Source organism: Nostoc sp. CALU 1950, assembly GCF_051172895.1.
Classification (GTDB): domain Bacteria; phylum Cyanobacteriota; class Cyanobacteriia; order Cyanobacteriales; family Nostocaceae; genus Nostoc; species Nostoc edaphicum_A.
Genome location: NZ_JBDNJQ010000059.1, coordinates 28,990 through 44,403 on the forward strand (window position 1 = coordinate 28,990; position 15,414 = coordinate 44,403).

The window sequence follows — 15,414 nt, forward strand, 5'->3', positions numbered from 1 at the left end:
TCTTGTATGAAAACACAATCAATGCTCAAAACATTGGCAGTGACGATCAGTGGCACAGGGCTGATTGGGCTGCTGGCTATTCCGGCGATGACGCAAGCGCGCACGGATGAGGCAGGTTTTCAGTCGAATGGGACTGCGGTTGAGCCAAGTCATGACTCAACCGCATTGAATAAGCAGCCTGCCCTCGATCAGTTTCCAGCGCTCGTAGATTTGGCTCAGGTAACTCAGTCCAATCAAGCAGACGCCGAGACTCAGGTGATCGAACAGCGCAACAAGGAAATCGTCCGGCAGTCTTTTGACGGTTGGCGCAACGGAACTGGCAACTTCTTTGACCTGCTCGCCCCAGAAGCGAGCTGGACGATTACGGGCACTGGCGCAACTGCGGGAACCTATCGCAAGCAAGCGTTACTCGATCAAGTCATTAACCCAACCAGTGCCCGATTATCGACCCCAATCGTGCCAACCGTACGCGGCATCTGGGCAGATGGCGATATGGTCATTGCCTTGTGGGATGGAGAGGCGACCGCTGGAGACGGCAGACCTTATCGGAATACCTACACCTGGTATTTCAGAATGCAGAACGGCAAAGCAATTGAAGCGATCGCCTTTCTGGATATGCAAGAGTTCAATGACCTGTGGACAAGAGTTTCACCGAGAAACTAGGGCTGGTCGCCATGTCGCTGAGCTAAAGCGACTTCCGCAACCTCAACAAGGAGAATAACCATGACAAACAACACGAAGATCGCATTGGTAACAGGAGCAAGCCGAGGACTGGGCAAAAATACTGCTTTGGCGCTTGCCAAAAAAGGAGTCGATGTGATCGTGACCTATCGCAGCAGCGAGGCAGAGGCAAGTCGCGTTGTCTCTGAGATTGCAGAAATCGGTGGTAAAGCCGCTGCCCTTCAATTGGACGCTTCCAGTACAAAACCCTTTGATGAATTTGCGGCACAGGTCAAACAGACACTTCAAGAGAAATGGCAGACCGAGCAGTTTGATTTTCTGGTAAACAATGCAGGAATTGGTATCCATAAGCCGTTTGCCGAAACCACGGAGGACGATTTCGATCAATTGATGAACATCCAATTCAAAGGCGTTTTCTTTCTCACCCAAAAGCTGTTGCCCCTGCTCAAGGACGGCGGACGGATTGTGAATCTTTCGTCGGGTCTTGCTCGTTTTACGCTGCCGGGCTACTCAGCCTATGCCAGCATGAAAGGCGCGATCGAGGTGCTAACTCGATATATGGCAAAAGAACTGGGACACAGACAGATTGCCGTTAATGTTGTGGCTCCGGGCGCGATCGAAACCGATTTTGCGGGCGGTGCAGTCCGTGACAATCCAGAAATCAACAACTTCCTCGCTTCGCAAACCGCGTTAGGTCGTGTGGGTCTTCCCGATGATATCGGCGGAGCGATCACAGCATTGCTCTCCGAAGACAATCGCTGGGTGAATGCCCAGAGAATCGAAGTCTCTGGTGGTCAGTCTATTTAATTCCAATCCACCTCAACAGTCAGGAGAACTATCATGTTGAATGTAGAAAACAAAGTGATTGCTATCACCGGAGCTAGTAGTGGTATTGGTGAAGCCACCGCAAAGCTGCTCGCCCAAAATGGCGCAAAAGTCGTTTTGGGGGCACGGCGGACAGACAAGCTAGAGAAGCTAGTCAAGGAAATTCACGCATCCGGTGGTACAGCAGAATTCAAAGCGGTCGATGTCACCGCTCGCGAAGATGTGAACGCATTTGTTGAGTTTGCCAAAGACAAATTTGGTCGCGTCGATGTCATTTTTAACAATGCAGGCGTGATGCCCCTATCGCTGATGAATGCCCTGAAAGTCGAGGAATGGGACAACATGATTAATGTGAATATCCGGGGCGTATTAAATGGTATCGCGGCGGGGCTACCGATTATGGAAGCGCAAGGTGGCGGGCAAATCATCAATACTGCGTCCATTGGTGCCCATGTAGTAGTACCCACTGCGGCAGTTTACTGTGCAACCAAGTATGCGGTTTGGGCAATTTCTGAAGGACTGCGGCAGGAATCCCAAAATATTCGCGTCACCACCATATCTCCGGGTGTCGTTGAAACTGAACTGGGTTCTGATATTACCGATGAGTCATCCAAAGGCTTGTTAAAAGAATTTCGCAAAACTGCACTTCCCTCAGAGGCGATCGCCAGAGCCGTTTTGTACGCTGTGTCCCAGCCGGACGATGTTGATGTTAATGAAGTGATTGTCCGCCCAATCCGCCAGACGATGATGTAAATATCGGACGACATCACTCCATCTCATCACTGACTTATTCAAGTCTTCAAACCACAAAATCGTGAAAATAGGGCAACGCAAAAATAAGCATTTCAGGATTTAAAAGCGGCCATTTTATCGGTTCTTGTCAGATTTTGGTGATGATGAAAGGTTACGCGCTTTAAGGCAGAAGGCAGGAGGCAGAGGGCAGAAGGGTTTAAAACGTTTTCTTATCCGGGCGTGGGATTTGTGACTTCAAGGGGCGATCGCTTACGGCTTTCAAGTGATGCAGATGTTCTATAATCCTTGCTATGCTTCAATTGTGGGAATTTTTCCTTCCTCTTCCTTCTGCCCTCTGCCGTCTGCCTTCTGCCTTACCCCAACCAAGATCACCAAAAGTTGCCAAGAACCATTTTATCCTTTAATTCCGGCCACTTTATCGGTTCTTGGCAACTTTTGGTGATGATGAAAGGTTACGCGCTTTAAGGCAGAAGGCAGAGGGCAGAAGGCAGTGTCACTGGAACGATAACTTGGCAGAAAAGGACGGCTTATGCTTCCAATCGCCAAAAGGACAAATTATGGTTCTAAGCCCCAAACTTAAGCCCAGCGAGGATGTAAAAAATAGAACTAGTGTTGAACCAACGTTTTTATTAGGTTTAAAGGATACTTCCATTTTGGGACTCGCGGATAGCTTTATGCTTCCATTTTGAGTCAAAAGACAAGTTATCCTTCCAATGTTAGGACTTACTGACAATCCAGTAACGCAGCAATAATAGTTTCAGACATTGAAATACTCGGTTATGCTTCCAGACCCTGAAATCTTTTGGGTATAGTGACACTGATCGAAATGACCCTGTTTCACCTTTTGCCGAACGCGAGAGGTGGAATGAGACAGTCTATTGACGCAGATAAATATAGAGTCACGAGGAAAATCTTGTGTATGTAGTTTTCGGTGCGACTGGACAGACGGGGTCTGCGGTTGCTGACGCTTTGCTTGAAAAAAATCAGTCGGTGCGCGTCGTTTTGCGCTCGGACAAAACCGCCGCCGCTTGGCGGGCGAAAGGCGCAGACGTTGTTTTTGCGGACATCAGCGATTCAGAAACGATGACCAACGCGATGCGGAACGCGGACGCTGTTTACGCGATGAATCCGCCTGCATACAACGTCGCCGATATGTTCGCCGTGGCGAGAGGCATCGGTGAGCGTTACGTTGCCGCCATCAAAAATTCCGGCGTGCAGAAAGTCGTGTTGCTGTCTTCGATCGGCTCGCAACACGCTTCAGGCACGGGAAACATTTTGACGACGCACATTTTGGAGACAATTTTCGGCAAATTGAAAATTCCCGTCGCTTTTTTGCGGGCGTCGGCGTTTATGGAAAATTGGAGCAGCGTGGCGAAGATTGCCGCTGAGCAAGGCATTTTGTCGAGCTTCTACACGCCGCTTGAGCACAAGATTCCGATGGTTTGCGCCGCAGATATAGGACGTACCGTTGCCCAAGCGATGACCGAAGATTGGACGGGTCAGCGCATCATTGAACTGCACGGTGCAGCAGATTATTCGCCGAACGATGTTGCCGCCGCTTTTGCCGCTGCTCTCGGACGCGACGTACGGGCAGTCGCTGTCCCCGAAAGCGATTGGCAGGCAACGATTTCCAGATTTGGATTCTCGCCTGAAGCCGTCAACAGTTACAGCGAGATGATGCGCGGCTTTAATTCGGGTCACATTGTTTTTGAAGGTGGCAGCCACCTTCAAACAATCAAGGGGCAAACGATGATTGCAGATGCCATTGGCAAAATGATCGCAGAACAAACTTAAATCAAAAATTTTACCCATAAAGGAATACATCATGACGACAACACTTGTGGGCAAAGTTGCACTGGTTACAGGCTGTTCACGCGGGTTAGGAGCGGCGATCGCCAAACGTCTGGCTCACGATGGGGCAGCCGTCGCGCTCACCTACACTTTGTAATCCCCAAACTCAACCAGGAGAATATGACTCACTACGACTACATTGTGATCGGCGCAGGTTCGGCAGGCTGCGTGGTTGCCAATCGGTTGACCAAAGATCCTGAAACAACTGTGTTACTTCTCGAAGCAGGCAATCCAGATACGAAACCAGAGATTCACATTCCAGCAGAATGTGTCAATCTGTTAGGAACTGATGTGGACTGGGGCTATTTCTCCGAGCCAGAACCCTACCTGAATCACCGCAAAATCTTCTGTTCCCGTGGCAAAGTTCTGGGGGGCAGCAGTTCGATTAATTTCATGACCTATGTTCGAGGCAATCCTCATGATTATGACCACTGGAAGGAATTGGGAAATTTCGGTTGGAGTTATCAGGATGTTTTACCTTATTTCAAAAAATCGGAACACTCCTTACGAGGTGAATCTGAATTTCATGGAATTGATGGGGAACTGAGTGTAACCGATCTGATTGCGCCGACTGCGATCGCTCAACGATTTGTAGAGGCTTGCGTCGCAGCCGGATATGACTATAACCCTGACTTCAACGCTAAACAACAAGAAGGAGCAGGACGCTATCAAGTTACGATTAAAGATGGCAAGCGGCATAGTGCTGCTGCGGCTTTTCTTGTACCCATTCTCCAGCGTTCCAATTTGACCATCACCACTGGAGCATTGGTGACTCGATTGTTATTTGCAGGAACCCGCACCGTTGGAGTGGAATATCTACACGAAGGAACCCGGCATCAAGTTCAGGTCAATCAGGAAGTGATTTTATCAGCAGGTGCGTTCGATTCGCCGAAACTACTAATGTTGTCTGGAATTGGTAATGCAGAAGAACTGCGATCGCTCAATATTCCGGTCGTAGCCGATCGACCCGGTGTGGGTCAAAACTTGCAAGACCATATTCTTATTCCTATTGTGTATCAAGCAACTCAGGATCTACACTACGCAAGCACGAGCGGGATTGGAGAAGCTGGACTATTGCTGCATAGCGAGGTCAATTCGGAGGTTGCACCTGATTTGCAGTTCTTCTTCAATCCTACCCAGTTCCTTCCACCTGGCTATGCTCCCGCTGAGTTTGGATTTACAGGGGCTGTCACGTTGACCCATCTGCAAAATGTCGGTAGTGTTAGCTTGCGTTCGTCTGATTCCACAGATCCACCCCAGTTTCAGATGAACTATCTGCAAAGTGAAACGGATGTGCAAAAGCTCGTTTTCTCAATTAAATTAATGCGGCAATTACTTCATACCAGTTCCTTGGATGAGTTTCGCGGTGCAGAAATCGCTCCGGGTGCCGACATTCAGAGTAATGAAGCCCTTGAAGCATACATTCGGGACACTGCTAGCACAGTGTCCCATCCGGTCGGCACTTGCAAAATGGGAACTGATCTGATGGCGGTGGTAGACCCGGAACTTCGAGTACATGGCATTCAAGGGTTGCGAGTTGTTGATGCCTCTATCATGCCAAAGATCACGACAGGAAATACAAACGCACCGACCATCATGATTGGTGAAAAAGCAGCAGATTTAATCAGGAAAAATTCATGACAGTCATTTCAGTGACTCGGTTACGATTACGATCACCTTATTATCAACCAGCTTTTCTAGAGTATGCCGAGCGCACCTACGACCAAGCAAAACAGGCTCCTGGCAACATTCATACGACTACACGAGCACAAACCGAGATGATTACCTACGATTTGCTAGCGATCGTGCCTGCCCAGTGTTCTAATATCTGGAGATTAAATTAATGGCAATTCTGAAACAATTCGGGATTCTATTTGGGTTGGGCAGTGTGGGAATTGTCATGTTCACGATCGCGTCTATTCCTTTAGTCGAGCAACAGTTAGCGAAACTGTCTCCAGAAATACTGGAAAAAGTGCCGCCATTAGGGATTTTAATGTTTCTGCAAGGACTACAGTATTCAATTCTACTGGCAATCAGCATTTTAATCGGAATTGGTTGTGCCTATCGTGTTGGATTAAGCTCCCATTTGATTGATCATTGGGTGTTTCACACCGCTAAGTCTCCATCTTTTGCCGTTGAGATGAAGTGGAGCTTGGGTGTGGGTGCAGCGGCGGCGATCGTTCTCTTGTTGCTCGATCAGTTGATGCAACCTGTCTTACCTGAAGCGCTACGGGCAGCCAATAATACAGAGCCAAGTTGGTTGAATTTTCTCACAGCAATGTTCTATGGCGGCATCACTGAGGAAATTTTGATGCGCTGGGGTTTAATGTCGCTGCTTGTTTGGATCGCGTGGAAAGGGCTAAAACAAGGCGTTACGTTGCCAAGTCAAGGGATTTACCAGGGTGCGATCGTTCTAGCCGCGTTGGTATTTGGACTACTACACCTGCCAGCGACTGCCGCGATCGTTCCCCTCACTCCAGTTGTGATTATTCGGGCGTTGTTACTGAATGGGATTGTGGGGATTGCGTTTGGCTGGCTCTTTTGGCAATATTCGCTAGAAGCTGCAATGTTAGCCCATATCAGCTTTCATGTTTTTGCCTCTGTTCTTAGCGGTTTACTGGCAAGGTTGGCTTAAGTTTTGGAATAGATATCGTAGGGCTAGCACTGCCCACAAAGCTTTACCGTGAAAGGTTTTAAAAAGAAAGGTTTTAAAAATGCTGGGCAATGCCCACTACTTGAATTGATGCTCAACTCTACAGTTTTAAGGTGGTAAATCAAATGATTCAGTGCAAAGATTTTGCGCCTCGGATTACTGAACGGGGACCCTTCGGCGGAGCTTCCGATTATGAATCCTTCTCTGAGGTTGTGAGTGAGGTCAATCAGTGGATTGAAAATACAACGATACAGGTGATCAATGTTGAAACCGTTGTTTTACCAGATAGCTTGAAAAGCACAAGTGATGGTGTCTACGGCGTGACAGTCAGTAATGGGGTCTACCCAGTGATGATCAGCCAGGGCGTTACAGTCAATTGCTTTCAATGTGTGCGTGTGTGGTACAGAGAATAAGCTTCACCGGAGAAGAAATAATGAAACGATTTACCTTGTTTACTTTTCTGTACCTCGCGCTCGGAGTTTGCCTGAGTGCGATCGCACTTGGATACCCAAACCTGCCTTCGGGTCTTCAAAGAAGCTTGTTCATCAGTGCAGGAACCTCCTACATTGTTTGTCTCCTCAGCACCTTCCCATTTTGGCGCGAGAGGACGATCCGCTTCTATCGCAGACGGAATTCAGCGGTAATTCTACCCTGGTTGCTGATTGGATTCAATATTGTTTGGATGATCTGGGAGGTTCAGAGTCAGAACTGGACGATGGAAGCCATTTTACAAGCGTTTTCGCGGCTAATATTTGTCTTAGGGTTTGCAGAAATCATTGTGATTACATGGCAAGTGAATTCTGAACATTAGTGTCTAAATCAGATGATCCTGAAACGAACTCGCTCTACACCGATCGGAGCAAGCAGATGGAGTAATAACTCCGACACGAAATCGATGCTAACTAGAACTGATCCATCAGGAGGACAATCATGAAACTTCAAACCATTTTCAGATTAATAACGATCGCTACAGGATTGCTCGGAGGTTCATTCACTCATCCCGCGATCGCCCACAGCATTCCTCCACAACAAACCTCCCCCATTCTGATCGCCACTGCCTACACTGATTTAACCTTACCTACCTTACGCCAAGGCGATCGCGGCAGAAACGTGCAATTGTTACAGCACATCCTTCAAGACAGTGGCTCTTTAGGAGCCGCAGGTGTGAGGTTAGACAATCCAAGAGGGGCGATCGTCGATGGCATCTTTGGTGCGGTAACAGCGTCTGCGGTACGCGATCTCCAGCGACGATACAAAATCCCAGTTACAGGGCGAGTCAATCCAACCACCTGGGAAGTCCTGGATATGCACGCAAACCCCTATCGATCGCCACTTCCCTGGAAACAACAGAACATTACACAACCACAAGCCACAAGAGATTTCTAATGAACCGAAAGATTCTTTCAACCAAAATCACAACCACAATCGCAATCACAATTCTGTTCGGCATACTCCTACTGTTCAATTTTCCATCCCTGGCTCAAGTCAGTTCACAAGTGATTCCCAGAATCGAAGTGATCGAAAGTTCTGAAGGAATTCCACCCAGCTACCGTTTAGTCATTAGCCGGTCGCAGGACAATGTTTATGTCTTCTGTCCGACTGACTTCGAGCCACAGTTGGACTATCTGCGAAATGTGAAGGCGATTCAATGTAAGTCGTTTACCAGTCCCTAGAAGTAAACCAGTGAGGGGCAACAGCAAACAACTCACACCACTTTGTTGCTTTGAACAGAGGAGAGATTCAGATGTCAGAGAACAATAAAGCAATTTTAGAAGCGGCAAACGCAGCGATCGCGCTCAGGCAACTATGAAGGATTCTTGTCGTTCACGTCGTTTTTAACCTGCCTACTATCCCGCTGATCGCAGTCGCTGGCATGGGCTGAGATGCGATTGGAGTTCAATTTTTGAAGGTCAATATTGATTGAAACAGGAGAAACAGGATGATACTGCAAGATAAAGTGGCGTTAGTTACTGGAGGAACATCGGGCATTGGTAGAGCAACGGCGATCGCTTATGCTCAACAACAAGCAAAGGTGGTGGTGGTGGGTCGTCGAATTGATGAAGGTGAAGAAACTGTTCGATTGATTCAGGAAGCTGACGGAGAGGCTATTTTTGTGCAAGCAGATGTCACGAAAGAAGCCGATGTTAAAGCAATGGTTGATAAATCGGTTAGCGTTTTTGGTCGGTTAGATATTGCCTTTAATAATGCAGGAACGGTCGGTGAAAATCCCTCTTTGATTGAGCAAACAGAAGCGGAATACGATCGCACGATGAACGTCAATGTCAAAGGCGTTTGGTTGTCGATGAAATATGAAATCGCTCAGATGTTGAAACAGGGAAGTGGTGCAATCGTCAATACGGCATCTGCGGTTGGAGTCATTGCACTTCCTAACATACTCCTCTACACCGCGAGTAAACATGCGGTAGTAGGTTTAACAAAAGCTGCTGCACTCCAATATGCCAAAGCGGGTATTCGCATCAATGGTGTTGCACCAGGGTCAATTCAAACATATCTGTTTGAAGCAGCTACAGATGAAGTCAAAGCTTACTTGGCAGGACTTCACCCGATCGGACGAGTTGGAACACCGCTTGAAGTTGCAAATGCAGTCCTGTTTTTATCATCTGACATGGCATCGTTCGTAACAGGTGAAACGTTGATGATAGACGGTGGGTTTGTAGCGCAGTAGTCGAAAGGCAGTGCGAAACGTTGCGACCAAGTAGTGATCGACACCGATATGAATCTCGCAGATAGCGACTTTGCCGCAGGGCAGACCAATGTTTAAAACTGCAAAATCACGACAAGAGACACTGAAATTCGACCTCTCTGGATTTCGACTCTCATTTCAACCGCTGCAACGCGTAGCCCTTTTCGTTCTGGCGCTACTCTTTACCACTCATTTCGCCTCCGCTTGCTCGGAGTTCACAACCATGATGCCTATCACCTATCCTGAAACCAGGCGAGTCGATGTCATCGAAGAACATTTCGGACAGGCGATCGCCGACCCCTATCGCTGGCTGGAAAACGATGTCTGCAACGACAAGGAAGTCGCCGCCTGGGTCGATTCGCAAAACAAAGTCACCAACTCTCATCTCAATACGCTGCCCGGTCGAGAGATTTTCAGAGATCGGTTGAAACAGTTGTATAACTATGAGCGGTTCTCTATTCCGGTCAAGAAAGGTGGACGGTATTTCTACCTCTATAATTCCGGACTTCAAAACCAACAGGTTCTCTATGTCCGCGACAGTGTGAATGGCGCAGGGCGCGTACTGATCGATCCGAACAGTTGGGCAAAGGACGGGGCGACCGCACTTGCCGAGTGGTCAGCTTCTGATGATGGCAAGCGCGTGGCTTATGCGGTGCAGGATGGCGGTACCGACTGGCGCACGATTCGGGTACTGGACGTGAACACGGGCAAGGTACTCGACGATCAGGTCAAATGGGCGAGATTCACCAGCATCGCATGGACTAAGGATGGATCTGGCTTTTTCTACGCCCGTTACCCTGAACCGAAGCAGGACACCGAATCGCAAGCAAGCGTAGCCAACCATGCCGTCTATTTTCATGCGATCGGCACCCCCCAGGCGCAAGATCGGCTGGTCTATACAAACCCGGATCAGCAGAATATGCTGCATACCTTGAGGATCACCGAAGACGGGCGTTACGTCGCGATTGTTTCCACGCCCGTTTCAATCGGCAACACACTGACCGTGGTGGATCTCCAGAGCGCCGACTGGAAACCCCGCAAGCTGGTCGATAATCTTGATAATTCATGGCTGATCGTCGGCAATGTGGGGACGAAGTTCTTCCTCATGACTAGCCAGGACGCGCCGCGCTACAAGGTCGTGACGATGGACATCGCCGCCGCTGACCCAGTGAGCAGGGATGTAGTGCCGGAGCAGGATTCGGTTTTGGGCAATGCGTCGCTGGTCGCTGGACGGTTGCTGATCTCCTATCTGGCTGACGTGAAGACGGAAGTTCGACGCTACACGCTCGATGGCAAGGCTGATGGTGTGGTGAAGCTGCCCGGTATCGGTACCGCTGGCGGTTTTAAGGGTAAACAGAGCGACCCGGAAACCTTCTTCATCTTCACCAGCTTTAACGCTCCGGACGTGATCTATCGATATGATGTCGCCAGCAACACAGCGCGGGTGTGGGCACAACCCAAGGTTGCGATCGATCTCAGCCAGATCGCAGTCGAACAGCGTTTCTACAGGTCGAAGGATGGCACCCGTGTCCCAATGTTTATCGTCCGACGCAAGGATGTGACCCGTCCGGCACCGACCCTGCTCTATGCCTATGGAGGATATGGAATCCCCCTGGTTCCTGCTTTCTCGCCGGATTCTCTGGGGTGGGTCGAACAAGGCGGAGTGTACGCGATCGCCAATATTCGCGGCGGTTCCGAATATGGCAAGGCATGGCATGAAGCGGGTCGTCGTCAGAATAAGCAAAACGTCTTCGATGATTTCATCGCAGCGGGCGAGTATCTGAAGGCGCAGGGGATCACCCCACAAAACGGCTTGGCGATTCAGGGCGCCTCGAATGGCGGACTTCTAATTGGCGCGGTGGTCAATCAGCGCCCGGATTTGTTCGCCGCCTCGCTGCCCCAGGTCGGTGTGATGGACATGCTCCGCTTCGACCAGTTCACGAGCGGGAAAACATGGGTAGACGAGTTTGGGTCTCCAGCACGGGAAGCGGATTTCCGGAACCTCTTGAAATATTCGCCTTATCACAACATCCAATCTGGCAAGGCATATCCCGCAATCCTCGCCACCACTGCCGACACGGACGATCGCGTGGTGCCGGGTCATAGCTTCAAATATGTCGCCGCGCTCCAGGCAGCGGGTATCGGACTCAAGCCGCACTTTGTCCGCATCGAGACACGCGCGGGACATGGAGCGGGCAAACCTACGGACAAGATCATTGAGGAAACGGCGGATATGTGGGCTTTTGCCGCTCATTGGACGGGGCTGGATGTGAAGCCAGCGAAGTGATCGCGTCAAACAAATCAACATACGTCGAACTAATCGAGGAAGCTTCAGAAGGCAGGAGGCAGGAGGCAGAAGGGAACCCACGTTTTTAAAAGTGGGATTGAAGCAGGGACGCTTTGTATCTCGCGCTATGCGTCTCGATACAATTCTTTTTTTAACTGGGCTTTATACCCAGAACTGAAGTTTCTATTAATACTTTTTTCCTTGTGCCCTCTGCCCTCTGCCTTTCTTGGTAACGCCTCACACCACTCTATTTCCGTCAAGGCGTAAGTCCTAACAAACTAATTTACAGTCCGCGCTTTGGTGGGGTCATCGATGACCCCGTTGATACCTGAACCCATTAACAACTAGCTCGAAGGAGTTTATCCCCATGTCTCACATTTCTTCTAACCACAAGCAAGATCGTGGTCTACCCACACAAGGCTGTGAGCCAACGGTTTCCGCTAAGAGGAGAACCATGCTTGTGAGCAAGCCTCACGTCCGAAGCTCGCTAATGATTGGGGCGGTGATATTGGTTCTTAGTGCCTGCGGCCAGCCCACATTCGGGCACCCGTCAGAGCCAGGAGGAAAGATCCCTGCAAAGCTGGAACGCTTCTACAACCAGAAGCTGACCTTCGGCTCGTGCGAGGGCTACGCCACTACGGATGCCGACGCTAAGGACTTCGCCAACGACACCTTCAAATGCGCCCGGCTTGAGGTGCCGCTCGACTACCAGAACCCCGGCGGGCGAACCGCGCAGATTGCACTGCTGCGCGTACCGGCTCAGGGCAAGCCGAGCAAACGAATCGGCTCCCTGCTGGTCAACCCAGGCGGCCCCGGCTTCTCAGGGATGAGCTACGCGGTCACGGTGGCAAAGGCCTCGGCCGACAGTCCGATCGCCAAGCAGTTTGACCTGATCGGGTTCGACCCACGCGGGGTTGCGGCCTCGACACCAGCCCTAGACTGCTTCACCGATGCCGAACGAGAGGCCGACTTGTTGGTCAACTCGATCAACTCCGGGGGCAACGACTACACCGACCACGAGACCCGTCAATTGTACCAAAAATGCGCCGAGCGTTCCGGCGGTGAGGACGTGCTGGCTCACGTCGGCACGCGCGATGTCGCCCGCGACATGGACGTACTCCGCGCGGTGCTCGGCGATGAAAAGCTCTCCTTTTTCGGCACCAGCTACGGTACCCGACTCGGCGCGATTTACGCCGAAACCTTCCCGCAGAACGTGCGGGCCATGGTGCTCGACGCCGCGGTCGACCCCACCATCGGCACCACCGAGCGTCGCCTCGTCCAGTTCGCGGGTTTCCAGCGTGCCTTCGACAACATGGCGGCCTTCTGCGCTAAAACCGCGACTTGTCCGCTCGGCACCGATCCCAAGCAAGCTACCGCCGCCTTCCAGCAGATCGTGCGGCCACTGATTGATAAACCGATCATCACCGCAGACGGACGCAAGGTTACTTACACCGCCGTAATTGACGGTGTGACCACTGGGCTTTACGGCGAGACGCTCTGGCCTGCGGTGATCCAAGCCATCACCGAACTCAAGGCCGGAAGCGGTAAAACTCTGCTGTTCTTGCGCGACATCCTCAGCCAGCGCAGTGCCGACGGTAGCTATGGCAATGGCAACGAGTCCCTGGTGGCCATTAACTGCCTCGACGAGGAACGCCACACGCCCGAGCAGGAGAGCGCGATGACGCGCGACATTTTCAAGGTCGCACCGTTTCTGGACACTGGCCGACCCGTCAACGCCCGCGACTTCTGTGAGCATTGGCGCGTGAAACCCACCCTCGGCTACCCCTACGCCCAGAACATCAAAGGACTCCCTAAAACCTTGGTCGTGTCGGTCACCCGCGATCCGGCCACCCCGCACGAGGGCGGCATCAGCCTCGCCAAGACGCTCGGTGCAAGCCTGCTGACCGTCGAGGGCGAACAGCACGGTGTAGCCCTCACCGCCGGCAATGCGTGTGTCAACGACATCGTCGCCGACTACCTCATCGGTCTCAAAATCCCCGCAGACGGCGCTCGCTGCGTCCTTTAGGCGCGTTGGGACACTAGGGGAGATCCAATAAAATGCCCAGCCGTATCAATAATATTTTTGGCACAACCGAGATATCTAGGCGCTTTCGTCCTGCGGGGCGAAAGCGACGACTGGGCGTTTTATTATTTGGATCTCCTGTAAAACGTAAGAATTCAATTACGGGTTCAGGTTTATGCAGTTTTTGCCTCAGTTCCTGAAATTGGTCGATGTTCATAGTCTGGATATTGATGAGGTGGGACGAGCAGACAGCACTGTGATAAATTTACCATCAGTTATAAATTGTTGATTAACGAAGCCAAAGATAAAACCAGTCAGGTGCAATCACTACTTGTAATGCTCCATTTAAATTTGTTAGCACATTTGAAGTCATGTTGCAAAAATAGTGTACGTGATCCAGTTTTGACTTCAATCGGCTGTAGAATAGCAAATAAAAGCAATCTTTGGTTTAATATTTCCGCTCTTACTTGTTTGTAGAAAGTAGTAATTTATGACAGAAACACAACAAGAAGAAATCATAAATTTACGGGCATTGAATTTAACACCCAAACAGATAGCCCGAAAATTGGGTATTAAAGTGTCAGAAGTGAATGCAGCGATTCAAAATCAAGCACAGCAAACCACATTAGATAGATTGACAAAAGGAGAGCTAGACCCTGTATATCAGTGTTTAGCAAGCGATAGTCTTATCCAATTGTTGCCGAAAATCCCGCCAGAAAACAGCATCAAAAATCTGCTGACAAAAATCCTACCTGTAAAAAACAATGACGATATCGATCGCGGTTTAGGATTGGTAGTGATTGCAAGAGTTGCTCGATACAATCAAATCACGGTCTGTAGCTACCTTTTAGATATATGGTGCTTGGGTGTTAAAGATACCATCTCACCACGTACAGTAGACAGGATAAAATTTAAAGAATTTACAGAATCACTATTCGAGCCATTTCCCGGAAAACCGCACCTTGTTCCCCTTGAAGTTGCTCAAGGGATGATATTTAGTGCTTGCGAATACGCAGAAAGCTTAGGATTTCAACCACACAAAGACTTTTCTAAATCGCGTTCGCACATCGGAGAATGGGATGGGACAATACGTATTGAATGTGGTCGTGATGGGAAACCATTTTATGTCAATGGCCCCCATGATAACAACCCTAAAAAAATCATGGAAACATTGAAGAGAAGCAGAGGTGAAGGTAATTTTGATTTTCTGATTGGTTCAGATCCTATTGAAAAGAATTTTTGGTAAATGCAATTAACTTGATTTTCTGGTGCGTCATTACGATGTCATCCAGGTTTGAAATACTCAGCGCAGTGAATGTACTCAGTTTCACTGCTCCCCTTTGGCATGGCGAACACACGGTTGGGTTGCAGCACCTGAAGTCCTTCAACGACTTGCCCCAAGAGTGTCAGCAAGTTTAGGAGATAAGCGATGGCGCTGTTTCTCCTACTGTAAGTGATTGCATCAGTAGGTTATGGAAAAACGAAAATTTGGAAGATGCCCCAAGTGCTGTGCTGAAGTACTTGGGGGAGTTGAAGCGACCGTATTTAACTGCTGTGCAGGAGAAGCTGTTGGGTTTGATTGACTGGAGTTTAGACTAAGCCATACAAAATGACCCAGCAGGGCTGAGTTAATCAGA

16 protein-coding genes and 1 pseudogene are annotated in these 15,414 nt (G+C 49.7%); 16 read left to right on the plus strand and 1 reads right to left on the minus strand.

Annotated features, from left to right (window positions below; all coding sequences use genetic code 11):
• Positions 1-6 precede the first annotated feature (6 nt).
• The 15 genes and pseudogenes from ABF638_RS17405 (at position 7) to ABF638_RS17475 (ending at position 13,780) form a co-directional block, all read left to right on the plus strand.
• Positions 7-663, plus strand: coding sequence for a nuclear transport factor 2 family protein (locus ABF638_RS17405; RefSeq protein WP_435024144.1), 657 nt, complete (start codon positions 7-9; stop codon positions 661-663).
• Between the two features lie 60 nt (positions 664-723).
• Positions 724-1,488 (plus strand): SDR family NAD(P)-dependent oxidoreductase, encoded by a 765-nt coding sequence (locus tag ABF638_RS17410; RefSeq protein WP_435024146.1) that lies wholly within the window; start codon positions 724-726, stop codon positions 1,486-1,488.
• 33 nt (positions 1,489-1,521) lie between these two features.
• Positions 1,522-2,259 carry an SDR family oxidoreductase gene (locus ABF638_RS17415; RefSeq protein ID WP_435024148.1) on the plus strand — a complete coding sequence of 246 codons (738 nt, stop codon included), beginning with the start codon at positions 1,522-1,524 and terminating at the stop codon, positions 2,257-2,259.
• A 915-nt stretch (positions 2,260-3,174) separates the two neighbouring features.
• On the plus strand, positions 3,175-4,053 hold the full coding sequence (locus ABF638_RS17420) for an NmrA family NAD(P)-binding protein (RefSeq protein ID WP_435024150.1): 879 nt from the start codon (positions 3,175-3,177) through the stop codon (positions 4,051-4,053).
• A gap of 31 nt (positions 4,054-4,084) precedes the next feature.
• Positions 4,085-4,201: pseudogene (locus ABF638_RS17425) on the plus strand (SDR family NAD(P)-dependent oxidoreductase); the annotation flags it as partial.
• A gap of 29 nt (positions 4,202-4,230) precedes the next feature.
• Positions 4,231-5,751, plus strand: coding sequence for a GMC family oxidoreductase (locus ABF638_RS17430; RefSeq protein ID WP_435024152.1), 1,521 nt, complete (start codon positions 4,231-4,233; stop codon positions 5,749-5,751).
• Positions 5,748-5,954 (plus strand): hypothetical protein, encoded by a 207-nt coding sequence (locus tag ABF638_RS17435; protein WP_435024153.1) that lies wholly within the window; start codon positions 5,748-5,750, stop codon positions 5,952-5,954. Before ABF638_RS17430 ends, ABF638_RS17435 begins: the two co-directional genes overlap by 4 nt.
• Positions 5,954-6,745 carry a CPBP family intramembrane glutamic endopeptidase gene (locus ABF638_RS17440; protein ID WP_435024155.1) on the plus strand — a complete coding sequence of 264 codons (792 nt, stop codon included), beginning with the start codon at positions 5,954-5,956 and terminating at the stop codon, positions 6,743-6,745. Before ABF638_RS17435 ends, ABF638_RS17440 begins: the two co-directional genes overlap by 1 nt.
• Positions 6,746-6,888: 143 nt before the next feature.
• Entirely contained in the window at positions 6,889-7,176 is a 288-nt protein-coding gene (locus ABF638_RS17445) for a hypothetical protein (RefSeq protein ID WP_096646670.1), read from the plus strand.
• Positions 7,177-7,196: 20 nt separating this feature from the next.
• Positions 7,197-7,574: a hypothetical protein gene (locus ABF638_RS17450; RefSeq protein WP_435024157.1), complete on the plus strand. Its 378-nt coding sequence runs from the start codon at positions 7,197-7,199 to the stop codon at positions 7,572-7,574.
• Positions 7,575-7,693: 119 nt separating this feature from the next.
• Positions 7,694-8,149 carry a peptidoglycan-binding domain-containing protein gene (locus tag ABF638_RS17455; protein ID WP_435024158.1) on the plus strand — a complete coding sequence of 152 codons (456 nt, stop codon included), beginning with the start codon at positions 7,694-7,696 and terminating at the stop codon, positions 8,147-8,149.
• Complete coding sequence (locus ABF638_RS17460) at positions 8,149-8,436, plus strand: hypothetical protein (RefSeq protein WP_435024160.1); 288 nt, start codon at positions 8,149-8,151, stop codon at positions 8,434-8,436. The genes ABF638_RS17455 and ABF638_RS17460 overlap by 1 nt, the downstream gene beginning before the upstream one ends.
• Before the next feature lie 266 nt (positions 8,437-8,702).
• Positions 8,703-9,449: an SDR family oxidoreductase gene (locus tag ABF638_RS17465; protein ID WP_435024162.1), complete on the plus strand. Its 747-nt coding sequence runs from the start codon at positions 8,703-8,705 to the stop codon at positions 9,447-9,449.
• A 241-nt stretch (positions 9,450-9,690) separates the two neighbouring features.
• Complete coding sequence (locus tag ABF638_RS17470) at positions 9,691-11,754, plus strand: prolyl oligopeptidase family serine peptidase (RefSeq protein WP_435024171.1); 2,064 nt, start codon at positions 9,691-9,693, stop codon at positions 11,752-11,754.
• A 490-nt stretch (positions 11,755-12,244) separates the two neighbouring features.
• Positions 12,245-13,780, plus strand: coding sequence for an alpha/beta hydrolase (locus ABF638_RS17475; RefSeq protein ID WP_435024164.1), 1,536 nt, complete (start codon positions 12,245-12,247; stop codon positions 13,778-13,780).
• A 13-nt stretch (positions 13,781-13,793) separates the two neighbouring features.
• Here ABF638_RS17475 and ABF638_RS17480 read toward each other — a convergent pair whose 3' ends face one another.
• Complete coding sequence (locus ABF638_RS17480) at positions 13,794-13,994, minus strand: hypothetical protein (RefSeq protein WP_435024165.1); 201 nt, start codon at positions 13,992-13,994, stop codon at positions 13,794-13,796.
• 273 nt (positions 13,995-14,267) lie between these two features.
• On the opposite strand from ABF638_RS17480, the gene ABF638_RS17485 reads away from it, so the two are divergent.
• Positions 14,268-15,023, plus strand: coding sequence for a helix-turn-helix transcriptional regulator (locus ABF638_RS17485; RefSeq protein WP_435024167.1), 756 nt, complete (start codon positions 14,268-14,270; stop codon positions 15,021-15,023).
• Positions 15,024-15,414 lie beyond the last annotated feature (391 nt).

Excerpts from the sequence above, each read along its gene's own strand:
- ABF638_RS17430 (WP_435024152.1), top strand. The coding sequence starts at position 4,231 with ATGACTCACTACGACTACATTGTGATCGGCGCAGGTTCGGCAGGCTGC.
- ABF638_RS17460 (WP_435024160.1), top strand. The coding sequence starts at position 8,149 with ATGAACCGAAAGATTCTTTCAACCAAAATCACAACCACAATCGCAATC.
- ABF638_RS17440 (WP_435024155.1), top strand. The coding sequence starts at position 5,954 with ATGGCAATTCTGAAACAATTCGGGATTCTATTTGGGTTGGGCAGTGTG.
- ABF638_RS17480 (WP_435024165.1), bottom strand. The coding sequence starts at position 13,994 with ATGAACATCGACCAATTTCAGGAACTGAGGCAAAAACTGCATAAACCT.
- ABF638_RS17405 (WP_435024144.1), top strand. The coding sequence starts at position 7 with ATGAAAACACAATCAATGCTCAAAACATTGGCAGTGACGATCAGTGGC.
- ABF638_RS17455 (WP_435024158.1), top strand. The coding sequence starts at position 7,694 with ATGAAACTTCAAACCATTTTCAGATTAATAACGATCGCTACAGGATTG.
- ABF638_RS17465 (WP_435024162.1), top strand. The coding sequence starts at position 8,703 with ATGATACTGCAAGATAAAGTGGCGTTAGTTACTGGAGGAACATCGGGC.
- ABF638_RS17415 (WP_435024148.1), top strand. The coding sequence starts at position 1,522 with ATGTTGAATGTAGAAAACAAAGTGATTGCTATCACCGGAGCTAGTAGT.
- ABF638_RS17485 (WP_435024167.1), top strand. The coding sequence starts at position 14,268 with ATGACAGAAACACAACAAGAAGAAATCATAAATTTACGGGCATTGAAT.
- ABF638_RS17435 (WP_435024153.1), top strand. The coding sequence starts at position 5,748 with ATGACAGTCATTTCAGTGACTCGGTTACGATTACGATCACCTTATTAT.
- ABF638_RS17410 (WP_435024146.1), top strand. The coding sequence starts at position 724 with ATGACAAACAACACGAAGATCGCATTGGTAACAGGAGCAAGCCGAGGA.
- ABF638_RS17475 (WP_435024164.1), top strand. The coding sequence starts at position 12,245 with ATGATTGGGGCGGTGATATTGGTTCTTAGTGCCTGCGGCCAGCCCACA.
- ABF638_RS17445 (WP_096646670.1), top strand. The coding sequence starts at position 6,889 with ATGATTCAGTGCAAAGATTTTGCGCCTCGGATTACTGAACGGGGACCC.
- ABF638_RS17470 (WP_435024171.1), top strand. The coding sequence starts at position 9,691 with ATGATGCCTATCACCTATCCTGAAACCAGGCGAGTCGATGTCATCGAA.
- ABF638_RS17450 (WP_435024157.1), top strand. The coding sequence starts at position 7,197 with ATGAAACGATTTACCTTGTTTACTTTTCTGTACCTCGCGCTCGGAGTT.